15 protein-coding genes and 1 tRNA gene are annotated in these 19894 nt (G+C 42.7%); 3 read left to right on the forward strand and 13 right to left on the reverse strand.

The window, feature by feature from the left end; genetic code table 11:
- Nucleotides 1-127: 127 nt before the first annotated feature.
- Both HUZ36_RS14715 and exaC read right to left on the reverse strand, forming a co-directional pair.
- Complete coding sequence (locus HUZ36_RS14715) at nt 128-412, reverse strand: hypothetical protein (RefSeq protein WP_128731219.1); 285 nt, start codon at nt 410-412, stop codon at nt 128-130.
- 381 nt (nt 413-793) lie between these two features.
- A complete protein-coding gene (exaC, locus tag HUZ36_RS14720; RefSeq protein ID WP_176033235.1) occupies nt 794-2314 on the reverse strand; it encodes an acetaldehyde dehydrogenase ExaC in 1521 nt (506 codons plus the stop codon).
- A 155-nt stretch (nt 2315-2469) separates the two neighbouring features.
- Between exaC and HUZ36_RS14725 the strand changes: the two genes are divergently transcribed.
- A complete protein-coding gene (locus tag HUZ36_RS14725; RefSeq protein ID WP_176033236.1) occupies nt 2470-3369 on the forward strand; it encodes a helix-turn-helix transcriptional regulator in 900 nt (299 codons plus the stop codon).
- A gap of 41 nt (nt 3370-3410) precedes the next feature.
- Here the strand turns inward: HUZ36_RS14725 and HUZ36_RS14730 are convergent, their stop codons facing one another.
- From HUZ36_RS14730 to HUZ36_RS14740, 3 genes are all read right to left on the reverse strand, one after another.
- Nucleotides 3411-4928 (reverse strand): trehalase family glycosidase, encoded by a 1518-nt coding sequence (locus HUZ36_RS14730; protein ID WP_176033237.1) that lies wholly within the window; start codon nt 4926-4928, stop codon nt 3411-3413.
- Nucleotides 4929-4936: 8 nt separating this feature from the next.
- Nucleotides 4937-6199 (reverse strand): MFS transporter, encoded by a 1263-nt coding sequence (locus HUZ36_RS14735; protein ID WP_176033238.1) that lies wholly within the window; start codon nt 6197-6199, stop codon nt 4937-4939.
- Between the two features lie 291 nt (nt 6200-6490).
- Nucleotides 6491-7492, reverse strand: coding sequence for a LacI family DNA-binding transcriptional regulator (locus HUZ36_RS14740; protein ID WP_176033239.1), 1002 nt, complete (start codon nt 7490-7492; stop codon nt 6491-6493).
- A 253-nt stretch (nt 7493-7745) separates the two neighbouring features.
- Here HUZ36_RS14740 and HUZ36_RS14745 point away from each other — a divergent pair, with 253 nt between their 5' ends.
- A complete protein-coding gene (locus HUZ36_RS14745; protein WP_176033240.1) occupies nt 7746-9998 on the forward strand; it encodes a TonB-dependent receptor in 2253 nt (750 codons plus the stop codon).
- A 349-nt stretch (nt 9999-10347) separates the two neighbouring features.
- Here HUZ36_RS14745 and HUZ36_RS14750 read toward each other — a convergent pair whose 3' ends face one another.
- On the reverse strand, nt 10348-12591 hold the full coding sequence (locus HUZ36_RS14750) for a TonB-dependent receptor (RefSeq protein ID WP_176033241.1): 2244 nt from the start codon (nt 12589-12591) through the stop codon (nt 10348-10350).
- 21 nt (nt 12592-12612) lie between these two features.
- On the opposite strand from HUZ36_RS14750, the gene HUZ36_RS14755 reads away from it, so the two are divergent.
- Nucleotides 12613-12774: a hypothetical protein gene (locus HUZ36_RS14755; protein WP_176033242.1), complete on the forward strand. Its 162-nt coding sequence runs from the start codon at nt 12613-12615 to the stop codon at nt 12772-12774.
- A gap of 602 nt (nt 12775-13376) precedes the next feature.
- On the opposite strand, the gene HUZ36_RS14760 is transcribed toward HUZ36_RS14755, so the two are convergent.
- From HUZ36_RS14760 to rlmE, 7 genes are all read right to left on the reverse strand, one after another.
- A tRNA-Leu gene (locus HUZ36_RS14760) sits at nt 13377-13461 on the reverse strand.
- Nucleotides 13462-13482: 21 nt separating this feature from the next.
- Nucleotides 13483-13827, reverse strand: a complete 345-nt coding sequence (gene secG / locus HUZ36_RS14765) for a preprotein translocase subunit SecG (RefSeq protein ID WP_176033243.1) — start codon at nt 13825-13827, stop codon at nt 13483-13485.
- Between the two features lie 4 nt (nt 13828-13831).
- Nucleotides 13832-14572, reverse strand: coding sequence for a triose-phosphate isomerase (gene tpiA, locus HUZ36_RS14770; RefSeq protein WP_176033244.1), 741 nt, complete (start codon nt 14570-14572; stop codon nt 13832-13834).
- 80 nt (nt 14573-14652) lie between these two features.
- Complete coding sequence (gene glmM, locus HUZ36_RS14775) at nt 14653-15993, reverse strand: phosphoglucosamine mutase (protein ID WP_176033245.1); 1341 nt, start codon at nt 15991-15993, stop codon at nt 14653-14655.
- Nucleotides 15990-16835: a dihydropteroate synthase gene (gene folP, locus HUZ36_RS14780; protein WP_176033246.1), complete on the reverse strand. Its 846-nt coding sequence runs from the start codon at nt 16833-16835 to the stop codon at nt 15990-15992. The genes glmM and folP overlap by 4 nt, the downstream gene beginning before the upstream one ends.
- Nucleotides 16836-17169: 334 nt before the next feature.
- The gene (gene ftsH / locus HUZ36_RS14785) at nt 17170-19128 is read right to left on the reverse strand and encodes an ATP-dependent zinc metalloprotease FtsH (protein WP_125252865.1); all 1959 of its coding nucleotides are present in this window, start codon (nt 19126-19128) and stop codon (nt 17170-17172) included.
- Between the two features lie 67 nt (nt 19129-19195).
- Nucleotides 19196-19825 (reverse strand): 23S rRNA (uridine(2552)-2'-O)-methyltransferase RlmE, encoded by a 630-nt coding sequence (rlmE, locus tag HUZ36_RS14790; protein WP_099028807.1) that lies wholly within the window; start codon nt 19823-19825, stop codon nt 19196-19198.
- Between the last annotated feature and the right edge of the window lie 69 nt (nt 19826-19894).

Consider the following 19894-nt stretch of genomic DNA (forward strand, 5'->3'; position numbering starts at 1 on the left):
GAGTGATTGCCTGAGAACAACATGTAGGAAGTGGAGATGCCCTAACACAAATTTAACAAGCAACTTTAGGTATCAGTTTAAACATATTTGCAGCCTCAAGCTGATACCCAAAATCAGACTGGCCGTTTTATATAACGACGCTCTGCCATTGAAACGCCAGACTCAGCCCTGCAAGTGAAAATGCAACTAAGAAATTAATGACTTCTTTTGAACTGATAGAACGTGATTCATTGGCAAAATGCTTAGTATGTAAGCGCATACCTAACGGTTGCAGCTCAGTATCACGCTTTGGCAAAGCAATAAGCCCTGCGAGTAGTAACACCACACACAACGTGTAATGGCCTTGCGTGATAAAAAAGAAAGAAAGTGAAAATGCGGTGATCGAAAAGATCCAAGAGATAAACTTAAACATAGCAGCTCCGTTTGCTATTGGTGATATTTGCGGTGTAAATCTTGAGTTTCTTTTCCAGAACTCCCAAGAATCAGTCGAAAATTGTAGAGTTATTAGTTTAAAAAAACAAGTATACCAAAGTATTAGCCTATATTTTCGAACAATATTCATAAAACAACCAACGATACACTTCGAAGCAAGAAAAATAATAAAGTACTGTTATATAAGGAATAGTTTTAAAAAATCAGCGCTTTAAATTTAGCGAGTATAGGTACTAGATTACTACTTTTTACGTTATTTCTGTTAGGGATGTGAGAGATTGCCCTATCACTATACCGTTGTATTTAACCCTAGCTGGGCGGCGCAGCGCTTTAAGATTGCGGGAGGTATCTCCCGCTATGGCTAAAAGAAACCCAGTGGACTGGTGCTATAGCTCACCAGTAGGTTTTTGGTTTGTTGATAATGATCTAAGGCCTTTTTGTGCGTTTCGCGGCCAATACCCGACTTTTTGTAGCCACCAAATGCTGCGTGCGCTGGATACATATGATAGCAATTAGTCCAAACGCGGCCTGCTTCAATTTGACGACCAAAGTGATATGCTCGATTCATATCTCGCGTCCAGACGCCTGCACCCAAACCAAACTCTGAACTATTCGCTAATTTTAATGCCTCAGCCTCATCTTTAAAGGTGCATAAAGAAATTACTGGGCCAAAGATTTCCTCTTGGAATACACGCATCTGGTTGTTGCCTTTTAACAGGGTTGGCTGGATATAAAAACCTTGATGATAACCTTCACCAAGCTTTTCTACTTCGCCGCCTATTAAAACTTCAGCCCCTTCTTTTTTACCTATATCTATATAGCTAAGAATTTTATCAAACTGTGCTTGTGAAGCCTGCGCACCAACCATAGTTTCGGTGTCGAGTGGATTACCGCGCTTGATGGCTTTGGTTCGCTCAATCACTTTTGCGATAAAATCATCATATATGTCTTCTTGTACGAGTAATCGAGAAGGACAGGTACAGACTTCACCTTGGTTGAAATAAGCCAGTACCGCCCCTTCAATACATTTACTTAAATAGTCATCATCCGCTTGCATCACATCACTAAAGTAAATATTGGGAGATTTACCGCCTAACTCGACGGTTGAAGGAATAATATTCTCCGCCGCGCATTTCAAAATATGTGAACCAACGGGAGTTGAGCCTGTAAATGCTATCTTTGCGATACGCTGGCTAGTAGCAAGTGCTTCACCGGCTTCTCGACCAAAGCCATTAACGATATTAACGACACCATTTGGTAGTAAGTCGGCTATCAGCTCCATTAGTAACAAAATAGAGACCGGCGTTTGTTCTGCTGGCTTGAGCACCACGCAATTGCCTGCAGCAAGCGCGGGGGCAAGTTTCCAAGCAGCCATAAGCAATGGAAAGTTCCAAGGGATGATCTGCCCCACTACCCCTAGAGGCTCGTGAAAATGATACGCGACGGTTGACTCATCAATTTCACCTATTGTCCCCTCTTGCGCGCGTATACACCCTGCAAAATATCGGAAATGATCCGCCGCTAAAGGCACATCTGCCGCCAATGTCTCGCGCACAGCCTTTCCGTTATCCCACGTTTCTGCAACAGCTAAATATTCAAGATTTTTTTCAATCCGATCGGCAATTTTAAGTAAAATATTACTGCGTTCAGTAACGGATGTTTTACCCCAAGACGCTTTAGCTGCGTGCGCAGCATCTAGTGCAAGTTCAATATCAGCTGCGCTTGAGCGTGGAACTTTACAAAAAACTTCACCGTTTACTGGGCTTATATTATCAAAGTAATCCCCCTCAACAGGTGGTCTCCACTCGCCACCAATAAAGTTGTTGTATTGTGTTTTAAAGCTGACGACAGCACCCTCAGTATTTGGATTTGCGTATATCATTTTGACCTCTGCAACTTGTGTTATTTATCCTGGATCTTACTGTTCCAGATTTGTTTTTCTGTTTGACATTAGCCAAATTCAGCTTTAAAAACTTAACAAGGCGTCTTGGAATATATACACACAGTCCAAAAAGTATCGGATAAGGAGAATATTGCTTGCAGATTGCGAAACGTGTTAGTCACATTGATCGTTTGATCGAAAACAAAGTAAGCTTTGCTGCCAACAATGTTGAGCTAAGTATCTATGACACATATGAAAGTGCCAATAAAGTAAAGCTTACCTCCGGTGAAGTGCTGTTTTGCGCTATGGTAAGTGGCAAAAAAGTGATGCATGTAGACAGTTGTGATTACCATCAACCGTTTTTGCCACATCAAAGCTTTGTGCTGGCACCCGAGCAAACTGTACATATCGACTTTCCAGATGCGAGCTTATCTTCGCCAACTACCTGCTTAGCCATTGAGATCAGCCGAGAGAAAATTAAGGCGGTTAGCGACAGATTATCTCTGAGCCTCTGCGATGAAGTGACTTACCAAACACAGCTAATTCATACCGAGCACAACTGGCAAACCCAACACTGTTTGGCAAAGCTGTTCCACCTGTTTAGCGAAAATGAAAATAATCGAGAATACTTTATCGATTTAGCAATGGATGAACTGATAGCGAGGCTCCTACAACAACAAAGCCGAGATCTTCTGCTCAATGCGGTCAAACACACTCCGGATCGCAATGGATTATACCAAGCAGTGCATTATTTGGAGACGCATTTAGAGCAGCCTTTGGATGTAGATAAGCTCTGTAAGCTCAGCTGCATGAGTCGCAGTCGATTTTTTAGTCAATTCAAAAAATCATTTGCAACTACGCCACAACAGTGGCTACAAGCAAGGAGGCTCACAGAAGCTAAGGCAAAATTAAAAGCTGGGGCTCAGATCACCGCAGTTAGTTTTACACTCGGCTTCAAGCACCCGAGTCAATTTAGCCGAGCGTTTAAACAAGCCTTTAATATTACACCAAAAAACTATCAACTTCAGACGCTAAAAGTCGATAAAAGCGACTGATAACGCCATTAATCTTGTACACAGCCAAGAGTGCCTTAACATCACGTCAAAGTACTCGAATTTTCAAGTGATAACAGTCGATAAAAGCGACTGGTAACGCCATTTGTCCACCCAAAGCCTTGTTGCACAACATACTCTCCTCCTTCTGCCTGCTTGTCTGGCTCTACCACGTTATACTTTTCCAGCAAACAACCCAGATGTGCAAAGCCTGTTTCAACAGCATAAATCCATGCTTGCATAATTTCGCTTGCAAGTTGGTTTTGACCATATGATCTTAGCCCCGATACCGCAAACCATTGCAGTGGCGCCCAACCATTTGGACTATCCCATTGTTGTGAGGTAGGGGTTAGCGTACTGACGAGCCCGCCTGATTTTAAAAAATCGTATCTTAGTTTGTCACCCATTCGCTGTGCTTGTGCTGGTGTAACCTGCTTAGCAAACATGGGGACAACCCCTGCCAGTGAAACAATTTTGGTTGGTTGATAATCATCAAGGTTAACATCATAAAACCAGCCTGTTTCATCACACCAACAGTAACGCTGGATAAGTGCACTGCGTTTTGACGCCAGCGAATCATAATGTTCGGCTTGTGTTTCATTATTTAGTTTCTTTAAACATCTTGCGAGCTGCAATTCAAGCAAGACCAGCAGTGCATTTAAATCTACGGGGATAATTTGGGTTGTGCGGATACTTGCCAAGTCATCGGGGTTTGCAAGCCAACGGCTACTAAAATCCCATCCCGACTCGCATGCAGCCCGAATATGTTGGTAAAGCACACTTGGGTCTACTGCTTTACTAGCCAATTCAACATCTTCTACATACGACTCCGGACGTGGTGCTGCCAGCGGATCCCAATAACGATTCAATGTACCGCCACAGGGCATTGTGACGACACGCAGCCGCGCATTACCCTCAGTGCTACCAACATCACCACCGGTTTGCCAAAAGTTATGTTCCTTTATTAACCCTTGGGTAACTCGCTTGAGCCACTGCATGTCATCAGACTTTTGTTGCCACAGCAAATCCACCATTAATGCCGTCACAGGTGGTTGTGAGCGGCTTTGATAATAATCTCGATTGCCATTTGGTACATGCCCGATACGGTCAATCAAACTGATAAAGTTGTCTAACATTCCCTCAACGAGATCGTTTCGATTTGCATCTAATAGTCCAAGTGCAGTGAAATAGCTGTCCCAGTAATAGATCTCATTGAAACGCCCACCCGGTACCACATAAGGGTAAGGTAACGGTAATAAAGAGCCTGTAGCAACCGTGCTCGGTTTTCTGGATAAACGTGACCAAAGTGCACTGATGTACTGCTGTGCACAAGCAAAGTCAGGCAAGGCCTCTAACTCTTTGCTGGCGACAAAATCAAAGTGCGTATGAACAAAGTTCAGCAGCGCCGCTCCTGTTGGTTTTTGCTTGGCGTACAGCTGTTCAATCTCTGCTAGTGGTATTTTTGCGATGGCGTCAGCAAAGGCTTTACTATCTGTAAACAAACCGGCCTTTTGTACTGCCTTAAAAATTTCTGTGTTGTAAAAATCTGATTGGTACTGCATGTAAAACCTCAGCTCACCTTTTGTTGACTTGGTGTGTGAGCTGGATTTGCTTGGCTAGACTCACTCATCGATTTGAAAAAATATAAACATACCGCAATGACACACATAGGAATAAGCGCGCCATAAAACGCTTGCTGCCCCCCAAAGTGCTGAAATACGAACCCTGTTATCATAGAGCCAGTGCTACCACCAAGGGCTGAAAATACCACGATTAACCCGGTCATAGAGGCATGTTGAGTGGTAGGTAAACTGCTTAGCATTACCGAATTAATCACCGGATATATAGGCGCCATAAAGAGTCCAATCAAAGGCATTAAGAAAGCTACCAGTGGCGCGTCAAATAAAGACGTTATGGCTGCCTTTTCAATATGTTCCGTCATGGGTAGAGTCAACACCACAAGTACAGCCATGGCGATAAGGCAAACATTTAACACCACATACCAGTGTACTTTGGTAAGCACAACTCCAGCACCAAGTCGACCTAGTGCTAAACAGGCTGCAAAAATACTGGTAATTTGCACGCTTATATCAACTGGTAAAGACAAGACTTCATTGTTAAACGTAGGTAGCCAAGTTCCGATACTTTGCTCAATCAATACATATAAAAATGCGGAAATGACAAACACCAGTACCAAAGGTTTTGTGACGAGCTTCAACATTGCCGTAAAAGCTGAAATATTAGATCCCGCCGCTTGTGTCGGCTCTGGTTTTGCAATGGGCGAGATCCATACAATGATTGCAGTAAATGCACTTAATACCGCCAGTACAAAATATACATTTAGCCAGCCAAGTGTGTTATCACCGCTATCGATAAAGGCCGCAAAAACCCAGTACCCGCCAAGCACTCCCAGCATAAACACACCTTCAATAAAATTAAGAAGGCTTGAATGCTGATTACTCCCCTCGGTTACTTGCCCAACTAACGCGTAAACGGACACTTTCACTACCGCGAAAGCAGCGCCCACAGAAGCAAAGCCCAGTTTTAAAATCCAAAACTCAGCAACCAGTGGTGTAATGCTACAGATCAGCGCCACAACTCCTAGCACAACAGTCAAAGCGATTTTAAATCCAACTCTTGGAATGATGGAGGCGACTAAAAATGACACGATAGCAATGGGAAGATCTTTAAATGCTTCCAATGTCGCAGCTTGTGGTTTTGTAATTCCAAAGGAATGAATTGATTGTAAAATGACTGTTCCAACACTATTGAGCAAAATAGCGAACAGAAAGTAACTAACAGCCATCGCAAGTATTATACGTGCTCGGTTCATTGTTATTCTCGTTAAGACACTGTGATTCCTTTTTAGTCTAGACAGACTTTTTCGCTTTTGCAATCGTTTGCATTTCAAAACCATTAAGAGTTCCTTAACGTTATGATTGCGATAGTAATTGTATTTTCTTATTTAACCTGAACCAAAGCTAGAACTAGTGAGTCAACTAAAATACCTCTGCTTGGAAACATGCTATCACGCTACCCAGAGTGTTATTTTCTAATACGAGTTGAAAAATTAAGCTCTGCTTTAACAGCAATGAGTTAGTTCATCTCATAACCGAACTTCAGGTTAACTAGATTGCCTGATAAGCAGTGACGAAGGTACTTCTTGAGATTCACACATCTTACCACTTAGCTGTATGAGTAGTTTTTCTACTAGTAATTGCGCTGCTGCATGGGTGTCTTGTTTAATTGTTGTGAGCGCTGGAAAACTTATCTGCGCCATAGCAATATCATCAAAGCCTACAATTTTGACATCATTTGGCACGCTGACATAGCGCTCTTTTAATGCTTTTAATGCCCCAAGCGCAACCATATCACTACACGCAAAAATACCATCAAAAGTCAGCCCATTTTCTCTTAGCAATGTATTAATACTGGCATAGGCGGCTTCTGAGGTAATATCAATTCTAACCAGCTTTGCAGTAACATCGGCCTTCTCCACCCCGTGGCAAAAGCCTCGATATCTCTCTCCCAACTCTGCGTGTGCTGGATCTCCCATAAACAGCAGTTTAGAAGCCCCCTTGGCAATTAAGTGCTCGGTAGCTGTTAACCCTCCGACAAAATTATCACTACCTACAATCGGATAGTTTGCAGAGGTTTTCGGGTCGCCCCACACTACAATGGGAGTACCAGCTTTTGCAGCTAGTTCGATTTTTGCTTGCTCCTTACCTTGCCCAACTACGATTACGCCATCGGCTCTACGACCAGAAATAAAGTAGCCGTGCCAATCCTCACCTGCCATATGTGAGTTAGACAGAAGCAACTCATACCCTTGACGATTCACGGCACGGTTTATATCACTGACAACTTTTAGCAAGAAGGGATCATCAACCGATTGCTTGGTTTCTGCTTCAAGATTGATGATAACAGCGATAACTTTGGTTTTTTGCATCCGCAGGCGACTTGCTGCAGCATTGATACTAAAGTGATGTTCTTTCGCTAACGCCTGAATACGCTCTCGAGTTTCTTTTTTTATCAGTGGGTTATCGTTGAGTGCACGGGACGCCGTCGAGGTTGAAACACCAGCTAATTTTGCCAAGTCTGATAACTTTAATTGTGTTGAAGCCAAGCAAATCCCCTTACTCATGCAGTTAACTAGAGTAGTATTCTTACAATTTTTTTGATCTTAAACCATAACTAATTGAATCTCCTATCCTAAATAAGCATAAAAGATAACCAATCAAAGTATATTTGCCATGCCTTTCATCGTTTTATGACAAATTTTTAAACAACACCATTGCAAACGTTTGCATTAAGATCTATTTTAAAAAATAGACAGTCGTAAAATACCAGTCTATGACAACAACAAGAGGGCTTTAGCCGTGATAAAAACGAACTCATTAAGCTTGATCGCCGCAGCTGTAACACTTGCGTTAAGCACAACAGCACAGGCTGAGCAACAGTCGAATAAAAACAAAGAAAAAGTAGAAACAATTATTGTATCAGGTACCCCTGGCGGTGCCGGTATAAGAAAAATTGATGCCAGTTTTGCGGTAACCAATATTGATGCCGTACAAATCGATAAGCTTGCACCCAAAAGTACAGCTGATTTACTTAAAGCTGTGCCAGGGATATGGGTTGAAAGTTCAGGTGGTGAGTCCGGTGCTAATGTTTTTGTTCGCGGCTTTCCGGGCGGTGGTGACGCGCCTTTCTTAACAGTGAGTTTGCAAGGTAGTCCTATTTACCCTGCCCCTACACTCTCTTTTTTAGAAAATACGTCAATCTTCAGGCTCGATGAAACCATTAGTATGATGGAAGGCTTGCGTGGTGGCCCAAACCCAGTTGTGTCTAACGGACAACCGGGGTTGACCACGAACTTTCAGCTTAAACGTGGTCAATCAGATACAGAAGGAACCTTCAAGTACACCACAACAGATTATGGCCTCAATAGAATAGACGGCGTATTGAGTGGCGAAATATCCAATGATCTCTATTACATGGTCGGAGGATATATCAAACGATCTTCGGGGATCCGCGATGCCGGCTTTACTTCAGAAAAAGGCCATCAATTCACAATCAATCTTACCAAAGAATTCGCTAACGGTGAGTTTAACCTTTATACCCGTCAAACCGACGATACTGGTGCGTGGTACCTACCAACTCCACTTAACGTTGAAGGTGTCGATGCTGGCTTTACTCAGTTAGGCACAAATAATCGCAAGGCAACAATTTATTTTGGTCAGCATAACACCGCCATGAACATCGATATAGGAGATGGTCGCGGCTGGAAAGGCCATGTATCAGGTGGTAGCTTAAAAGTTAATTTCGATAATGGTTGGCAGCTAAACGACCGCTTTAGTCTTACTAAAGGCGACGCTAATACAATTGGCTTAGTGCCTGCAGGCGCCGCGGTACGCTTAAGTGAAGTAGCTGATAATGGTGAAACAGCGACGGGAAGCGTCACTGGTAATGAATATAGTGGCGATACCATAGTGCAACAATATGGCCGATGGGTCGTTTTAAAAGATATTGAAGCTTTCACAAATGATTTAGCCTTGAGTAAAACCTATGGCGACTGGTCGAGTGCGTTTGGTATTTATACCGCCACCACCTCGGCACAGGATTGGTGGAGCTTAGGGAATAGTGCTTATCATGTTTTGGAGCAAGGCGGAGAAGCACTAAACGCAATAGCATGTAATAGCGATGTGACGGGTTGTGCTTTTAACTATGATATTAGCAGCTCGGGAGACGCTACTACATGGGCTGTATATACAACGCAGAGTTACCAAGCCACTGACGCATTAAAACTGGATTTAGGTCTACGCAGCGAACAGCATCAGGTAGAATATTCAGTAGATGAAGATTTGGACGGTGTGATCACCAAGACAGTTGACTATGATGAGCGAAAAACTTCATGGACACTTGGTGCTGATTACAGTTTAAGTTTGGATTCAGGGGTATTTGCTCGCATGAATAAAGGCTACAAAATGCCTTACTTTGATGATTTTCGAGACAACTACAACACTTATAAATCAGGTGAGTCACTTATAAAAGAAGTGACACAAGCAGAGCTTGGTTACAAATATATGGGTGAAACTGGCGACCTCTTTGTTACTTTGTTTACCAATGAGGTAAAGGGCGACACATTCGTTAGACGCCCAGGTGTACCAGCTGAGATCCTAACCAATGAAGCCACCGGCGTAGAAGTCGATTATAGCTATAACCATGAATCAGGTTTATCGGTCAACTTAAATGCGACATGGCAAGACACCGAAATCACTGACAGTCCGACCAATGAAGGCAACAAAGCACAACGTCAACCTGATTGGATGCTGCGTATTACCCCAAGCTATGACTTTGAAATGTCAGGTATGTACGCCACCTTGTATGGTACGCTTTCAGCTGTGGACGACCGCTTTGGTGATAATGAAAATACCGTCGTGTTAGAAGGCTACGAAAAACTGGATATTGGCCTGATCGTTGAGCCTGCGGAAGGGGTAAAACTGCAACTGGCAGTGGATAACCTCACTGACAAACAAGGGATCACCGAAGGTGACCCACGTAATCCAACCTCACCCAACGGCCGCTATATCATGCCAAGAAGCGTTAAGTTCAGTGTTGCTTACACCTTTTGATAATAGTAATGGTAACTTTTGAGCATGGGTATTTTAGTTGATTAACTCACATTTTATACCAATTTTCTTAATTAAGTGGTCTATTTTGAGGTGAAAAAATCTTGTCGATAACACCGCTACCGCGTCCTGCTATCGCCAAGGTGCCTGCATCCGTGTAGGCAAGGTAAAATTTTGCTCTTTAGTTGTTCTAAATAAGAAATTTTTAACGCTGTTAGCGTCAGATTTACGCCTTCAAATTGAGCAAGTATTAAGTCAAATTGGTATTATCCTAAGTTCAGATTAGTTGGAAAATAAAAAGCCGCTTAGCAATTAAACTAAGCGGCTTTTTTGTATTGAAACTAGGACTCGATTAATCTAGCCAAAACTCTTTTTTAAACTTAATACCAAACTCACTTCTATCATTACTGCGCATCACACCAACGAAGCCACTTTGTTGCAATCGGCCAACATCGTAGACTTCATTTAGCACATTTTCGCCGTAAAGCGTCACTTCCATATCACCTTCAGCATTGGTATACGAGATGTTAAAACCTAGTAGTTCACGAGAGTCAATATACTCGCTTGCCCGAGTAACAGACTGCCCCTGCATATCCGAGCGGTATGAGTAACTTGCATTTACAGCAATGGTTGCACCATGGTCTAGATCATGGAAGTATGATGGTGCTACCATCACTGTCCAACGTGGCGTCAGTGCTGGAGCGTCACCTTTACCAATTCCAATCACCCCTTCATCAACGTGCGTAATTTCAGAGTCTAAGTAGCCGATTGAACTACGAACTGAAAAATCGTCCGTAATTGCTATCGTTGTTTCAAGTTCAATACCCTGTGCTTTTGACTCACCTGCGTTTTCTACGATAGTAACGAAGCCGCCGCCCGCTGTTGGGTCATTAAATGGTAACGCAAGATCAGTATAATCAGTTACGAATGCCGCAACCATCATAGACACATTATCGTGAACTTGACCTTTGAAGCCGACTTCGTAGTTAATCGCTTTGGTTTCTTCAAATGCAGCAAATTGATCTGGCCCACCAAATGGGCGTGGTGGGAACCCACCGCTTTGGTAACCTTTTTGAACTTGTGCGTAAACGTTAATGTCACGAGTTAGCTGATATGACGCATTCACGTCCCACGTCACTTCGTCAAAATCTGCACTTACGTATTTACGCGTACCAAAACTTGGGAACAGTGCATCTGCTTCTTTTTTGTCTTCAGAGTAGCGTAAACCACCACCAATGCTAAGAAGTTCAGTCACATCAAAGCTTGCATTGATATACGCCGCATAAGCGTCAGTCTCTTGATTGATATCGAAATAACCGTAACCACCAAAAGAAGCTGTCTGACCATCATTTAATAAGCCGTTTGGTGTATTCCATGGACTAAATACAAATGGGCCAGAGCTGGTGAAGCCGTCTTCGTTAAAATAATAAAGACCTGATACGAAATCCCAAGAATCATAAGTACCATTTAGCTGTAGCTCAAATGAATACTGATCAGCACCACCTTCTTCAGGAAATTCAGAGAGATTAAGCGCCACGGCATCATCATCAAGACCACCGGTGTATTCAGAGCTACGCTTGCTGGCAATAAATTTGACAGAATAAACGTCACTTGCTTGCCAATCTGCTGTAATTGACCCACCCCACCCTGAGTAATCAGTGCTTTCGATGCCTGCAACTGCTGTTGCCAAATCATCAGGATTGTCTGGTAACATTGACGCATCTAATAGTGGGAAGTCACCATTAAATGGATCGTTAGGGTCTAATGGAGCTGTTAACTCAATGGTATAAGGAGACTGACCAGACTCATTTTCAACACCATCGAACGCTGCTGAAATCACTAAGTCGTTAGTTGCTTGCCATCTTACAGCTAAACGACCGCTATACTCTTGTTCCTCGCCAATTTCTTTTTCAGGATTAGCTAAATTTACGGCTTTACCAACACCGTCACGCTCTTTATAAGATGCACTAGCAGAAAAGCTTAGTGTGTCCGTTAACGCTTGGCTTGTGTATAAATCGGTCGCTAAACGGCCTCGAGAACCTATTTTTGCCTCAATACGTGCAACTTCTTCTGCACCAGGTTGTTTTGTGATCACATTGACAGCGCCACCAAGTGTGTTTCGACCGTATAGCGTGCCTTGAGGACCACGCAAAACCTCTACACGTTCAATATTTGGTAGTGAAAGGTTAGAGCCCATCTGGCGACCAAGGTAAACACCATCGACGTAAACACCCACCCCTGGATCAGTTGTGATCACGTGATCTTGTAAACCAATACCACGAATAAATACAGAAGCATGCGCCGCATTACCAACGCCATAGCGAGTGATGTTCAAGTTCGGGACGAATTTACCAATATCGTCTAGGTTACTGATGTTTGCCTTATCAATATCACCTGCACCGATCGAAGTAATAGCGGTAGGTGTTTCGAACAAGCTTTCTGTACGCTTACGAGCGGTTACTTCAATTTTTTCAAAAACTTGTTTTTCTTTCTCTACATTAGCTTGCTCAGCCAAGGCTGTGCTAGGAAGGGCTACCGCTGCTAATACAGCAGCTGAAATCGCAGATAAACCAAGACGAGGTAAAACTGTAATCATATAATCTCCAAAGGAATCACCGTGTGTGAACTAGTTACGAGAGGTCGTAAACTAGAGAAGCAAGGGTTTACTACCATTGCTTCTGCCTTATACTTTGTTCGAGTAAGGATAAGCACGATACAAATTTCAGGCATAAAAAAAGATGCGTTAGGTGCATCTATTTCCTCTGGAAGGGTATTATAGTCAGAATTGAGTAAAATTGAAATAATTATTTAATAAAAATTACTTTTTAGGTTTTTGTAACCAAAACAATACCAATTTTGGAAATTTAATTTTTAAGAAAAGTCTATATACAACAATATATTATACCAAAAACCAGTACTATATATTAAAAAATTGAAATTGCTGCTGCTATCTAGTAGCTCATACTAGCTATTGCACTATCCATCAGATAGTTGAGGTCAGTCATACCAATTAGGGTAATACCAATTGGACTTGATAGTTGCTCAATTTGAAGGAGTAAATCTGACGCTCACAGCGTTAAAAGTTTCTTATTTAGAATAACTAAAAATTGAGCTGCGGATAATTAATACCTTTCTAGCAGAAAGCTTTAGCGCTAGCTGCATTGACTTCACCTCCAATAGCCAACTATTGGTGCGTAACTTCGCCCTTCCTACAGGATATAGGTACCTTAGCGAGAGCAGGACGCAGTAGCGGAGTTATCGGCAAGATTTTCTCGACTCATAATAGACTACTTAATTAAGAAAATTGGCATAAATTAACTCGAGAGCGGTGTAGCTAAATTAAAGACGAAAAAAAACCAGCATAAGCTGGTTTTTTTATTTTGGTGCGAATGGGGGGACTTGAACCCCCACGGCCGAAGCCACCACCCCCTCAAGATGGCGTGTCTACCAATTCCACCACATTCGCAAATTCGGTGTTTTCTAACTCTTAGTTAGGAATATCAGAAGCTGGATTTTCTTCTGATGCTGGCACATCACTGTTAGCAGGTACTACTGTTGCAGCTGGTGCCTCTAGGTTTTCCCATTCACTGGTTTTCTTTATTTGACCAGTTGTTAAGTTACCTAGAACAATACTTAGTACAAAAAACACTGTAGCTAGTATTGTTGTTGTCTTTGTCATAAAGTTGCCTGCGCCTGACGAGCCAAATACTGTCGCTGATGCACCAGCACCAAACGAAGAACCCATGTCTGCGCCTTTACCTTGTTGAATCAGCACCATACCAATAAGCGCTAAAGCAACGATTAAGTAAACAACCATTAAAATTTCGTACATTTACTTATCCTTTTGCACTTTTACATATAGAAAGGAAGTTTTCAGGTTTTAAGCTTGCGCCACCAATTAAACCACCATCTATATCTTCTTGTGCGAATAATAATTCACTATTTTTTTCATTAACACTGCCACCATAAAGTAAGCGTAGTGTTTTTGCAATTTGCTCGTCTTGCTCAGACAGCAAATTACGTATAAATTTGTGCACTGCTTGCGCTTGTTCAGGAGATGCTGTTTTACCAGTACCTATTGCCCAAACCGGTTCGTATGCTATCACAGAGTTAGCTAGTGCCGCTATACCTAATTTCTTGATAACTGCGTTTATTTGTCTAGCTACAACTTCTTCTGTCTGCTCACTTTCTCTCTCTTCTTCGGTTTCTCCAACACATAGTATCGGAGTTAAACCTTGTTCTTGAGCGTGGGCAAATTTATTCGCTACAACCTCATCACTTTCGCCATATAAAGCGCGTCGCTCGGAATGTCCGACTAAGGTGTAAGTCGCGCCTAACGAACTAGCAAGTGATGCCTGAATTTCTCCAGTGTATGCGCCTTCTTTATATTCTGAAACGCTTTGCGTTCCTACAGTGAGTCCCTTTTCAACAGCTTGTTCAATTAACATCGCTGGGGGAAATATAATTACATCCGCTTGGAATGATTCACTGTTTAATGTTTCTGACATTTGGCTAAGTAGCTCTTTTGAGCCATTCATTTTCCAATTACCAGCAACAATTTGCTTCCTAGTTGCCATTACGATACTCCGTAGCAGAAAGCGGGTGAGATACTAACGCTACTCACCCGAAGTTACAAGAAATAAATTCAATTTTCAGTTTAATTGCTCACAGATTCAACAGCTTCAGCGATTTTTTGTGCAAAATCGATGACTTGCTTCTGTTGTTGTGCTTCAACCATGACTCTTACGACTGGTTCGGTACCCGACTTCCGTAGTAACACTCTTCCCTTTCCAGCAAGTAGTGCTTCGACTTCAGACACCGCTTCTTTTACTGATTGGTGTGCTGTTGGGTCATCTTTGGTACTGTAACGTACGTTAATCATTTTCATCGGGTATTTACTGAACCCTTCACCTAAGTCCTTCAAGGTTTTGTTTTGTGCAACCATTGCGGCGAGTACTTGTAAGCTCGATACTATTCCATCACCAGTACTAATTAGGTCAAGATTAAGCACATGCCCTGAACTTTCACCACCAATTTTCCAGCCCTTTTCAGCGAGCAACTCCATTACATAGCGATCACCCACTTTACTACGCTCAAATGCAATACCTCTAGCTTTAAGCGCATTCTCTAAACCCATATTAGACATAACGGTACCAACAACACCACCACCGAGTGTACCATCACTATCGGCTTGGCAGGCAATAATGTACACAATATCATCACCATCAAATACATGGCCATCATGGTCCACCATCATCACTCGGTCACCATCACCATCATATGCAATACCAACATCAGCTTGATGCTCCAGTACTGCTTTTTTTAATGCTTCAACATGCGTTGCGCCACATTTTTCATTGATATTCAAACCATTAGGTTCACAAGCTGTGGTGATCACCTCAGCACCTAATTCACGCATTACACTCGGTGCAATATGGTAAGTTGCGCCATTCGCACAATCTAACACCACTTTCAACCCTTCAAGAGAAAGCTCTTTTGGAAATTGGCCTTTACAGAATTCAATATAACGACCATCTGCACTGTCTAAGCGCTTGGCTTTGCCCAGCTTTTCTGATGTTACGCACGTCATTGGCTCATCGAGCTTCGCTTCTATTGCAAGTTCCACTTCATCTGGCAGTTTTTTACCGTCACCACCAAAGAATTTTATGCCATTGTCATGGTAAGGGTTGTGAGAAGCACTGATGACGATACCTGCCTCAGCTCTGAAGGTTTGTGTTAAATATGCAACAGCAGGAGTAGGCATAGGCCCTAACAAGATCACATTGATCCCAGCGGCTATCAACCCCGCCTCTAGTGCTGTTTCTAACAGGTACCCTGATATTCTGGTGTCTTTACCAATGATAACTTTTTTGGTTCCTCTTTCAGACAGAACCTTTCCGGCTGCCCAGCCTAGCTTCATTGCAAATTCTGGTGTAATTGGGAACTCGCCCACCATACCTCTTACACCATCTGTACCGAAGTACTTTCTTGTTGTCATTGAGTAACTCCATTGACCGACGCTAACCATACGTTAAGTACGTCGCTTGTTTCTTTTACGTCATGAACACGAATGATATGTGCGCCCTGCTGTGCACATATTAGCGCACCGGCAAGACTCGCAGCGACGCGCTCATGAGTTTCTCGAGTAAGTAGTTGTCCAAACATGGACTTTCTAGAGAGTCCCGTCAGAATAGGTAAATTGAACGAATTAAATTGTTTCAGTCCACCTAAAATCTGAAAGTTATGCTCCAGAGATTTACCGAAGCCAAAACCTGGATCTAAGATCAGCCTACTGGTATCAATTCCGGCTTGCTTGCACGCACGGATCCTAGCTTCGAAAAACTGACTAATGTCTGAAAATAGATCATTATATTTTGGATTATTTTGCATTGAGCGAGGCTCACCCTGCATGTGCATTAGGCAAATAGGTACCTCTGCGTACTGAGCTGCTATCTCTAATGCACCTGGCTCCTGTAAAGCTCGAACATCATTGATGATATCAGCACCAGCTTCAATAGCTTGCTTCATTACTTCAGCTTTACTGGTATCAACTGAGATAACACAGTCAGATTGTGCCCTAACAGCTTTGATGATCGGGATCACGCGCTCAAGCTCTTCCTTCAACTCTACATCTGGCGCCCCTGGACGAGTAGACTCACCGCCAATATCAATAATGGTAGCTCCGTCAGCGAGCATCATATTTACCTGCTCAACCGCACTATCTAGGTGAATAAATTTTCCGCCATCTGAAAATGAGTCAGGAGTAGCATTCAAAACCCCCATTACTTGAGGCTTATTTAAGGAAAGGCTGCGGGCTCTTGGCAAGCGTAACTCGTACATTCTATACCTACATTATTACTATGTTTTGGATGATCTCGAAAGGGGCGTAGCTTTAGAACTCAGGTCTCGTTTCATACCAAGCGCTAAATGACACTTTATTTTAGGGCAAGAAAATCTGATCGATAACTAGGCAAAAGTTTTGTTATTTAGTCGTACTAAATGAGATACTTTTAACGCCGTTAGCGTCAGATATACTCCTTCAAATTGAGCAAACATTAAGACTAACTGGTACAAGTGTGTACTTATTCATACACGCATAATCCAATAATAACACCCTGAATCTATTGATACAAAAAAGCCCCGATTGCTCGGGGCTGTCATATTCTACCTGACCTTACGATTTGTCATCAAGCTCTGAGTTTGATGTGCTATCACTAGGCTGGTCATCTGCTGGCTTTTCAGCTTTTGACTCCGGTTTTAACTCTGTCACTTTGGCAGATTCAGACTCTACCTTTTTTTCTGGCTTGACGTCATGCGCATCCCTTGGTGGACGAACATCACGGCGCTCCATTAAGTCATCAATCTGCAATGCATCAATCGTTTCATATTTCATTAACGCATCTTTCATTGTGTGAAGAATATCCATATTGTCTTTTAGGATTTGCTCAGCACGTTGATAGTTACGATCGATGAAATCTTTAATTTCCGCATCAATAAGCTTAGCAGTTTCATCTGACATACCAGACATACGGTGAGAACCACCACCCATGTACATCTCGCCCTGCTCTTCTAAATACATTTGTGGTCCAAGCTTAGGACTTAACCCCCACTGCGTAACCATTTTTTTGGCAATATCAGTGGCACGTTCAATGTCGTTACTTGCACCTGTCGTGACTTTGTCGTCACCGTAAATCAACGCTTCAGCAATACGACCACCGTATAAGCTTGAAAGCATAGACTCTAGATGTTGCTTTGAGTGACTTACGCGATCTTGCTCCGGCAAATACATGGTTACACCTAAGGCGCGACCACGAGGAATAATGGATACTTTATAAACCGGATCATGTTCAGGTACTAGGCGACCAACAATAGCATGACCAGCTTCATGATACGCCGTCATTTCTTTTTCTTGCTCACTCATTACCATGGACTTACGCTCAGCGCCCATCATGATTTTGTCTTTTGCAGCGTCAAACTCAGCCATGCTTACCTTGCGCTTATTGCCACGAGCTGCAAATAAGGCGGCTTCGTTTACAAGGTTAGCTAAGTCAGCACCAGAGAAGCCTGGTGTACCACGTGCAATTACCGATGCTTCAACGTTATCATCTAATGGAACTTTGCGCATGTGAACATTTAAGATTTGTTCACGACCACGGATATCAGGAAGACCCACAACAACTTGGCGGTCAAAACGACCAGGACGCAATAATGCAGGGTCTAATACATCTGGACGGTTAGTAGCAGCAATGACGATAATACCTTCATTGCCTTCAAAACCATCCATCTCTACTAGCATCTGGTTTAGTGTTTGCTCACGTTCATCATGACCACCACCCATACCTGCACCACGTTTACGACCTACGGCATCGATTTCGTCAATGAAGATGATACAAGGTGCTGCTTTTTTCGCTTGTTCGAACATATCACGAACCCGAGAAGCACCAACGCCCACAAACATTTCAACGAAATCAGAACCAGAGATGGTAAAGAAAGGTACTTTTGCTTCACCTGCTACCGCTTTAGCAAGTAAAGTTTTACCCGTACCAGGAGGACCTACCATCAATACCCCTTTCGGGATGCTGCCACCTAGCTTTTGGAACTTTGATGGATCTCGTAAAAAGTCCACCAGTTCAGTTACGTCTTCTTTCGCTTCGTCACAGCCTGCAACGTCCGCAAATGTTGTTTTGACTTGATCTTCACTCATTAAGCGAGCTTTGCTCTTGCCAAACGACATTGCGCCTTTGCCGCCCCCGCCTTGCATTTGGCGCATGAAAAAGATCCATACACCAATGAGCAGAAGCATTGGGAACCAGGATATAAAGATATTTGCCAAGAAAGACTGCTCTTCTGGCGCTACACCTTTAATATTTACATCGTTCTTAAGCAAATCGTTGACCAAGTCTAAATCAGTCAATGGGATCACTGTTTGGAAACGATCTCCGCTAGAACGAACGCCACTAATTACGCCTGTTTGACGGTCAATACTGACCTCACGAACAGAACCACTGCGCACGTCCTTCACGAATTGTGTGTAACTCGTTTGGCGATCATATTGTTCGCCACCGTTAAAGCTCTGGAACACGGTCATTAGTACAACCGCAATTACTAACCAGAGTATTAGATTTTTAGCCATATCGCTCAAGGAGTTAACCTCTTGTATCCAAAAAAATTCAAATTCAACTTGATGCTTTCCAACTGTACTACAGTTTGTAACCTGTCGCCACTACATATACTTCTCGTGATCGAGGACGAGACGCTTTTGGTTTACGGATCTTTACAACCTTAAAACAATTACGTACTTCTTGCACAAATTGATCAAAGCCTTCGCCTTGGAAAACTTTAACCGCAAATGCCCCGTTTGGTTTTAGCACTTGATGGCACATATCTAATGCTAGCTCGACCAAATACATACTGCCAGATTGATCGGTAGACATATTACCGCTCATATTTGGCGCCATATCTGAAAACACCACATCTACATTTTTGCCGTTAATTCTATCAAGCAGTGCATTTAATACCGCTTCTTCTCTGAAGTCTCCCTGAAGGAAGTCAACGCCCGCTAACGAGTCCATAGGTAAAATATCACACGCTATTACTTGCCCATCAATATCTACTTGTTCAGCTAAATATTGGGACCAGCTACCCGGCGCGGCCCCTAAATCAACTACCGTCATACCTTTACGGATCAATTTATCCTTTTGCTGGATTTCTTCCAGCTTAAAAACCGCTCGTGATCGATAGCCACGTTTTTGGGCTTCATGTACATAAGGGTCTTCTACGTGTTCTTTTAACCAACGTTTAGAACTGGCGGAGTGTTTTTTATTTGCCATATTAACTATAACTCATTAGTAATATTGTCTAGATGGCGTTAGAATATCGATAATTCAAGCCTTTTAATA

It is taken from the genome of Pseudoalteromonas sp. McH1-7, from assembly GCF_013366255.1.
Taxonomy (GTDB): domain Bacteria; phylum Pseudomonadota; class Gammaproteobacteria; order Enterobacterales; family Alteromonadaceae; genus Pseudoalteromonas; species Pseudoalteromonas peptidolytica.